Annotated in this window: 5 protein-coding genes; 4 read left to right on the top strand and 1 reads right to left on the bottom strand. The window is 66.3% G+C overall.

Annotation, left to right across the window (positions count from 1 at the left end):
• Positions 1-146: 146 nt before the first annotated feature.
• Together G4D86_RS51305 and G4D86_RS51300 are read left to right on the top strand one after the other, a co-directional pair.
• On the top strand, positions 147-980 hold the full coding sequence (locus G4D86_RS51305; RefSeq protein WP_240360962.1) for a formylglycine-generating enzyme family protein: 834 nt from the start codon (positions 147-149) through the stop codon (positions 978-980).
• A 231-nt stretch (positions 981-1,211) separates the two neighbouring features.
• Complete coding sequence (locus G4D86_RS51300) at positions 1,212-1,526, top strand: hypothetical protein (protein ID WP_164003034.1); 315 nt, start codon at positions 1,212-1,214, stop codon at positions 1,524-1,526.
• Positions 1,527-1,863: 337 nt separating this feature from the next.
• Here the strand turns inward: G4D86_RS51300 and G4D86_RS51295 are convergent, their stop codons facing one another.
• Complete coding sequence (locus tag G4D86_RS51295; RefSeq protein ID WP_164003033.1) at positions 1,864-6,033, bottom strand: CARDB domain-containing protein; 4,170 nt, start codon at positions 6,031-6,033, stop codon at positions 1,864-1,866.
• A 514-nt stretch (positions 6,034-6,547) separates the two neighbouring features.
• Here G4D86_RS51295 and G4D86_RS54485 point away from each other — a divergent pair.
• On the top strand, positions 6,548-6,787 hold the full coding sequence (locus G4D86_RS54485; RefSeq protein WP_164003032.1) for a lanthionine synthetase LanC family protein: 240 nt from the start codon (positions 6,548-6,550) through the stop codon (positions 6,785-6,787).
• Positions 6,784-7,107, top strand: a complete 324-nt coding sequence (locus tag G4D86_RS53665; protein ID WP_240360961.1) for a hypothetical protein — start codon at positions 6,784-6,786, stop codon at positions 7,105-7,107. Before G4D86_RS54485 ends, G4D86_RS53665 begins: the two co-directional genes overlap by 4 nt.
• Positions 7,108-7,160: the final 53 nt, after the last annotated feature.

The following is a 7,160-nucleotide window of genomic DNA, read 5'->3' as shown; positions in this document are numbered from 1 at the left end:
ACAGGCAAGGAGTGCGCGCGCAGGCAGGTGGCGGGGGGCCGCGCACCCCTCGAGGGCCACGGCCCGCCTGCGTCCGAGGGGGCGCACAGAGCGGCTACCGGACGCCGAGGTGAAAGTGGCCGCCCATTCCGCCTATACGTACTGCGGTGCCTGACGGGTATGTCTACATCCCGCAGGGGTGCTTCCTCCTGGGGGGCACCGAGCCGGAGGAAGTGAGGCAATTCACCTACAGGCCGCCGATTCACCAGTCCTGCCTCAACGAGGGGTATCTGATTGGCAGGCACGAGGTGACGTTCGGCGACTGGCTGACCTATCTGGAGGACCTGCCCCCGGACGCGCCCGCGAGGCGGATTCTCGAGCAGCCACGCTTCGGCGACGGTGGGGCGGTCACGCTCCGGAAGCATCCCACCGCGGGGTGGACCTTCACCTTCTATCGTTCGCGCGATGAGTTCCGCTCGGCGAAGGAGGGCGACGATTTCGTCTACACGGCACGGACCCGGAGGAACACCGCCGACTGGAGGCGGTTCCCGCTGTCCGGGGTCTCCGCCATGGACCTGGAGCACTACTTCTACTGGCTCGACCGGACGAAGCGTCTGCCGGGAGCGCGCCTGTGCGCCCAACACGAATGGGAGTATGCGGCCCGAGGCGCGGATGGGCGCAGATACCCCCATGGCGACAAGCTGGAGCCCGACGACGCCAATATCGACGCGACCTACGGCCGGCTGCCCACGGCCTACGGGCCCGACATGGTCGGCTCCCACCCGGTCTCGGTGAGCCCCTTCGGCCTGGAGGACATGGCCGGCAACGCCTACGAGATCACACGGTCCGTGACACTGGACTTCGGGCGCGTCGTCTACCGGGGAGGCGCCTGGTACTACGACGCCTTCCTCGCGGCCAGCGCGGACCTCTCACCGGGCGACCCGACGGCACGCGATGTCAAGATTGGCGTGCGCGTCTGTGCTTCATTTTCTCCGCAGTAGATGACTGTCTTTGGAGCGGTGTCGCCCCGGGAGGACTCCCCGGGGCCGGGAAGTTTCAGGGCGCTTCGCTTTTCCCGTGCCTGGGCTCCCTTGGCTCGTGCCTGCGTAAATACGGGATTTTCCTCGTGTCCTCCGAGCGCAGCGGATTTCTCCGCATCATTCTTCTTCGAGGTGGCTCCTCCCAGGGAAGCACAACGCGGCTTTTCCCAGATGGAAGGCAAGGGGTCGACAATGCACACCAAGACAACCGTCATCGCGCTGCTGGCGATGACCCTGCTGGCGGCCGGATGCGGCGGGGGCGATGTCTCCGCGGATGAGCAGTCCACGCTCGAGACCCGGGAGGATGCTGCCCGGGCGTATTCGTTTGAGCGCGTGTATTACGACGGACCGGACTTCGACTACGCGGGCGCCGTAGGCATCACGTACTACAACTGCAGCGGACCTACGCTCACCTACGGCACCGTTACTGCCTGGTCGAGAGATGAAGGGCACAATGCCTGCAGTTACAGCCCGTATGAATGCCCGGACGGCAGCCCCTGGTGTTAGGCATTCCAGTTCCTGAGCGCGCTCGAAGAGCGTCGTAAGGTCTGAGCCATGTGCGGTTGCTCGGGAGTTCCAGGCGCCATCTGCGAGGGCAGGGAACTCTCGTGCTCTTCGCAATGGAAGTCGAAGCCGGGAACCTGCCCGGCGGAGTCGAGGGCAAGGTGGGCGCGCAGGAGGAGTTCCAGCGGCGCGGGCCGCAGGGCGAGCGCCTGCGCCCAGTGTCTCGCGCTGTTATACGTAAAGCCTCGGCACACTCGATGCGCCGACTCGACTACACCCTTGAGCCCGGGGGGATGGCTCCATGAACCCAGGAGCCATCCCCACCCGGTGAGCCCGCCCGCTACGGGTCGACGGTGAAGGGAACGACGACCAGGTTGTTCTCTTCGTTCGTCTCGGGGAGCGATCCGTTCCTGTCCACCGACAGGATGAGGTTGTAGCCACCGGGCGTCAGAGTCGCCGGCAGCGTGACGGTCCTGGTGAGGGAATAGCTCGCCCCTGGCGCCACCACCGTCGAGCGCGACGCGTTCGTGAGCGACGTATCCCCCGTGCAGCAGGTCGCGTCCTTGGAGAGATAGACGTAATCCGCCCAGCTCGGATGCGCATCGACGTCCACCGAGCCATTGCTCACGCTCCAGGTCAGGCTGATGGAGGACCCCGCCCGTGCCGAGGCCGGAGCCGACAGCCCCCCTGGGACGAGGTCCGCGGCGCGGAGGCTGATGGGCAGCGCGGTCCAGGTGTTGTTCGTCTCATTCGGCTCGTGGAGCACACCGTTGCGGTCCACCCGAAGGAGCAGGAAGTAATTCCCGGCGGGAACGTTCGGCAGGGCCACGGACTTCGTGACGGTGTAGCTCTCGCCCGGTGCCAGCGCGCTCGTGCGAACCCCGATCGTCACCGACGTGTCCCCGCTGTCGTATGTCTCGTCCGTGGAGAGGTAGACGTAGTCATACCAGTCCGGATGCGCGACCTCCGTGCCCGCGTTGGTGACCGTCCACGTGAAGGACACGGGCTCCCGGGCCTCGGCCGCCGAGGGTCCACTGAACGCGGTGACCGCCAGGTCAGGGTTCGTCACGGTGATAGGCAGCGCGGTCCAGGTGTTGTTCGTCTCGTCCGACTCGTAGAGTTCACCGTGATTGTCGACTCGGAGGAGCAGGAAGTAGTTCCCGGCGGGAACGTTCGGCACGGCCACGGTATTCGTAACGGTATAGCTCGCCCCAGGCGCCAACACGCCCGAGCTCAGCGGGTACGTCACCGGAACGTCTCCCCCACCGAACGTCGCGTCCGTGGAGAGGTAGACGTAGTCTTGCCAGGGGGAGTATGCGCTGGCCGTACCCGCATTGGTGACCGTCCAGCTGATGGGCACCCGCTGCTGGACCGCGGCCACCGACGGCCCACTGAACGAGGTGATGGCCAGGTCGGGGTTCGTCACGGTGATGGGCAGCGCGGTCCACCCGTTGTTCCCATCGTCCTTCTCCACCAGCACGGCAGTGCTGTCGACGCGCAGGAGCAGGAAGTAGTCACCCGCTGGCACGCCCGGCAAGGTCAAAGACTTCGTGACGGTATAGCTGGCACCCGGCGCGAGCAGCGTACTCCGATCCTCGTTCAGCATCAGCCTGTCGGTGCTGCTGGGGTACGTGTCACGCGACAGGTAGATGGCGTCGCGCCACGTCGGCGTGGCCCCCACCGAGCCCTGATTCGTGACGGTCCAGGATAAGGAGACCGTCTGCCGTGTCGCCGCCGCGGCAGGCCCGATGAAGGCTGTAGGCGTCAGGTCCGCGGCCACAAGGGAAACCGGAGTCCGCACACAGACCACTCGCCGATACGCCGTCTTCGCGTCATACCCGAAGCCAGCGCTACCCAAGTGGATGCTCAGACCGGCGATGCCAGCCGTGGTGTCGGTGGACGCGCTCCAGAAGTAGTCGTTCGTGTCGAAGGCGAAGTACTTCACCGCCCAGGCGCTGCCGCTCACGCTCCGGAGCTCTGCCGAGGTGGGCAGGCGCCAGTCGCTGAATCCGCCCTCCACCAGCGAATGGCAGTAGTTCTCCAGCGAAGCATCCGAGATGCCCGGAACGAATCCACCGGTGTAGTCATTCGCGCGTGCTCCATCGTCCACGTCCGGCGACGCGTTGCCCGCCAGCTCGGAGCCCCACACGGCGGCGTGCCACGTCTTCACGGGCACCGAGGCCCGGCTCCACACGAGTCCTGCAGCACGCGTATCCATGCAGCCTCCGCTTCCCGTCACGAAGAGCTGCTCGCCGTCGGCGGGCACCCGACAGGCATGCTCGATGGGTGGAGGCGCGCTCCGCACGCAGACGACACGGTAGGAGCCGGTCGCCTTGTTGCCATAGTCTGTGGCGCCCGACGAGAGCGAGAGCAGCACGGCCGCAGTGTCCCAGGTCTGTGTGGTCCAGGCGTATTCCGAGACGGCGTGAGGGAAGTAGGCCCCGGCCCTGGAGGCGCTCGTCACCCTGGCCAGTTCCTCCTTGGAGGGCAATCGCCAGTCGTTGAAACCACCCTGGCTCAGCTCATGACAATAGGCCGCGGCAGAGGTGTCCGGCCCCTGCGAAACGGGGTATCCGCCCGGGTATTCATTGAGTCGGCCGTAGTCGTGTGCATCCGGGGGGGCGCTGCCTGGAACGGACGAGTCCCAGATGGCGTCGTGCCAGTTGCTGTAGGCCGGGAGGACGGCGAAGACCAGCCCGCTGGCGATGTCTTCGCAGCCACCATTGGCCGTCCGCATCAGCGGAGTGTCCGTGCCATACACCGGCCGGCAGCCATGGCTCGCCTCGGGGTCCGGCTCCGTGCTGGCCGGCAGGTCGATGACGATCTCCGCGTTCATCAGCGGCAACTCCAACCTGCCCGTCCCTCGCTCCACCAGCGGCGCGGTGGGGACCGAGGCCCCGGACGCATAGACCTTCACGTCCCGGTTCGTCAGCACGTACGTGCGCGACTGCGGCGACATGCCCGGCGAAGCGTGCAGGTTCAGGGTCACGCCTGACAGCCGCAGCGCGCGCAGCGAGACAGAGTAACCATCGTAGTGGCTCGGCTTCAGGCGGAACGACTGGAGATCCGTGAGGCCGTCATGGTTCAACGCCGTGGTGATGGGAACGGTGACATTCGTCCAGCCCGCACCGGTCAGCGGCACCCAGTGATAGCCCAGTTTGTGGACGTTGCCCTCCGCGTCAATGCCCTCCACGTCCACGCGGATGCGCCCGTGGATGTACGCGGTCACGGAGGCCTCCAGCGCGAACTGGACGCTCTCCACCGAGCGCCGCACAGGCTGGCCGGAGCCCTCGGTCACTGTCACCTGGGCGGTGGTCTCTCCCACCAGTCCGGACGCGTTGATGATGCGCGCCGTCACCGTGTAGGTGCCGGCCGCCTCGAACGTGTGCGTCCACGCGTGGGTGGACGGCTCGGACACGCCATAGGCGCGGCCCTCTACACGGCCATCGCCCCAGTCGAGCTGCACGGCGTAGGTTCCATCGACGTTGCCGCTTGGGTTCGGGTCCTGCACCGTGGGCACCAGCGTCACCGTGGCCTCCGAGGTACTCGCTGTCATGCTGAGCGACGCTGCGGCGCAGATGGCGGCCCCACCTACCCAACCGTCGGGACAGTCGGGCTCGGTCTCCCCCTGGAGGGGCGCCGCGAGCAGCAGATACTCCCCCGGATAGGCTTTGCGGAGCATGTCCACGCCGAACTCGCCCACACAGCCCTTCAGCACGGATTCCGGGTCCGGGATGTTGGCGAGGTACGCCGCCTTCTCCGGCTCCGTCCAGTAGCGCGAGGAGATGGCGTTCCATCGGGCCTGGAGGTTCGGGATGCCCGCGAACACGCGTTGGATGGCGAGCGTGGTGAGCCCGCGCAGGTAGCGGGCCTCCGGGACGTTGTCACTCTCGTGGTAGGCGGGGCTCAGCGGGTAGCCCGGCGGGAACTCATCTGGCTTCGAGAAGGGGGCTCCCGTGAGGATGACCTCCCGGTGCGGACAGGTGCCGACGAAGCTGACATAGTCCACGAAGTTCCCCGGCTGCCGCCGGATGAGCGCGTCCGGGCCTGCCGCGATGGCATTGGCGAGCCCCACACCAAGCTGATTGAAGCGCCATGCGCCCCCGTCTGGCCGCTCGACCACTGGGCCGGAGCTGACGCACGCAGGGATGTAGTCGCAATAGCAGCCCGGGTCTCCCTCGTAGCGGTTGGCAGCGAGGCAATCGCCGTAGGACTTCGCGAAGGGGCGGGTCAAATTGCCCTCGCAGTTGATAGGCGCTCTCGTGTTGAAGGCGGTGTGACAGCTCGTGTCCGTGGCTGGATCGTACTTGCAGCACTTGAGCGTCGGTTCGCCCAGGCACAATTTGTCGACGGGAATACCGATGTCGAAGTCGATGATGTCGCCTACCTGCCAGGATATCAGCAGGCAGATGCCCTTCCAGGTCATGTCCTTCGCGGTGCAGCCAGTCTTGTTGAAGCCCTCTCCCGCGCACCGGTTGTAGTCTTTGACGTAGTCCCTCAGGTCCTGCACCTTGTCTATCCAGCTGAGAATGTCCGACGGCCCTGGCGTTCCACTCAGCTCCGCGCGCACATGGGTGTACGTGAGCCGCGAACTGGGGGTGTCACGTGTGCGCAAGGCGGACTCAGGGGCGTCGGGAGCGGGGGCGTCCGTCGTCGGCAGACAACCGGACGCGAAGAGGAGGAATGCGAGGAGGAAGCTCGTCCGGCGGAGCCGTTGTCTGGGAATGGCCATGGTTGTCCTTGAGTCCTTACTTCGCGGCTCCTGTCAGACACAAGGCGGGGGGAGGCGGAAAACACCTCGGGCCCCACCGGATGGCAACTGCCACCCAGATGAGGCCCGAGGTCGACCTCCTGTCAACGGGTCAGGGCCCCGCTACGGGTCGACGGTGAAGGGAACGACGACCTGGTTGTTCTCCTCATTCGTCTCGGCGAGCACGGAGGTAAGCCCCAGGAAAACCGGGCCCGGCCGCCGTGCCTCGCTGGCTACGTGGAGCTGAACGGCGCCTGCTGGGTCCTCGCCGCCAATGCTCCACCTTGTTGGCGTGTGCCCAAAGGAGGCTGCACTGGAAGGAGCTATCTCTGCCCTGGCCTATGAACGTACCTTGCTCTCCACGGAGCACCACAACTGGCTGGATATGCGTGGACACCGGCCTGAGCAACGACAGGAGCAAGCCCCGCCTGCCAACTCCCCCGCCGCCTGGTGCAATGGCGCTCCAGGCATCGGAATGCCACGGTTTCGGATACCCTCGGACTTCCGACGGTGATGTGCAACTACGGCCAGCCGGAGCAGGAGAAGTGGTTCCGCGAGGCGTGGGCGAAGACGGGCAAGAAGCTCGACATGGGCAAGTCGAGCGTGCGCATCAAGAAGCTCGGGGACGTCGCGCTCGACGTGATTGGCGAGGCCATCCGCCGTTCGCCCGCGAAGGCGTACATCCAGCACTACGAGTCCGTCATCCGGCCGCCGGAGAAGAAGAAGGCGCCGGGCGCCGAGAAGAGCAAGCCGGCGGCGATGAGGCCCCTGCTGGCGCTGCGGAGGTGCAGAGCAAGCAGCGCGTTGCGCGGTTGGACTGGGCGACGCTACTGAAGCGCAGTTTCGACTTCGACGTCTTCACCTGTCCTGGCTGCGGCGGGCGCCGG

Source organism: Pyxidicoccus caerfyrddinensis (assembly GCF_010894405.1).
GTDB classification, from domain to species: Bacteria; Myxococcota; Myxococcia; order Myxococcales; family Myxococcaceae; genus Myxococcus; species Myxococcus caerfyrddinensis.
The sequence above is the reverse complement of the archived record's forward strand: the minus strand, read 5'-3'. Positions and strand labels throughout refer to the sequence as shown.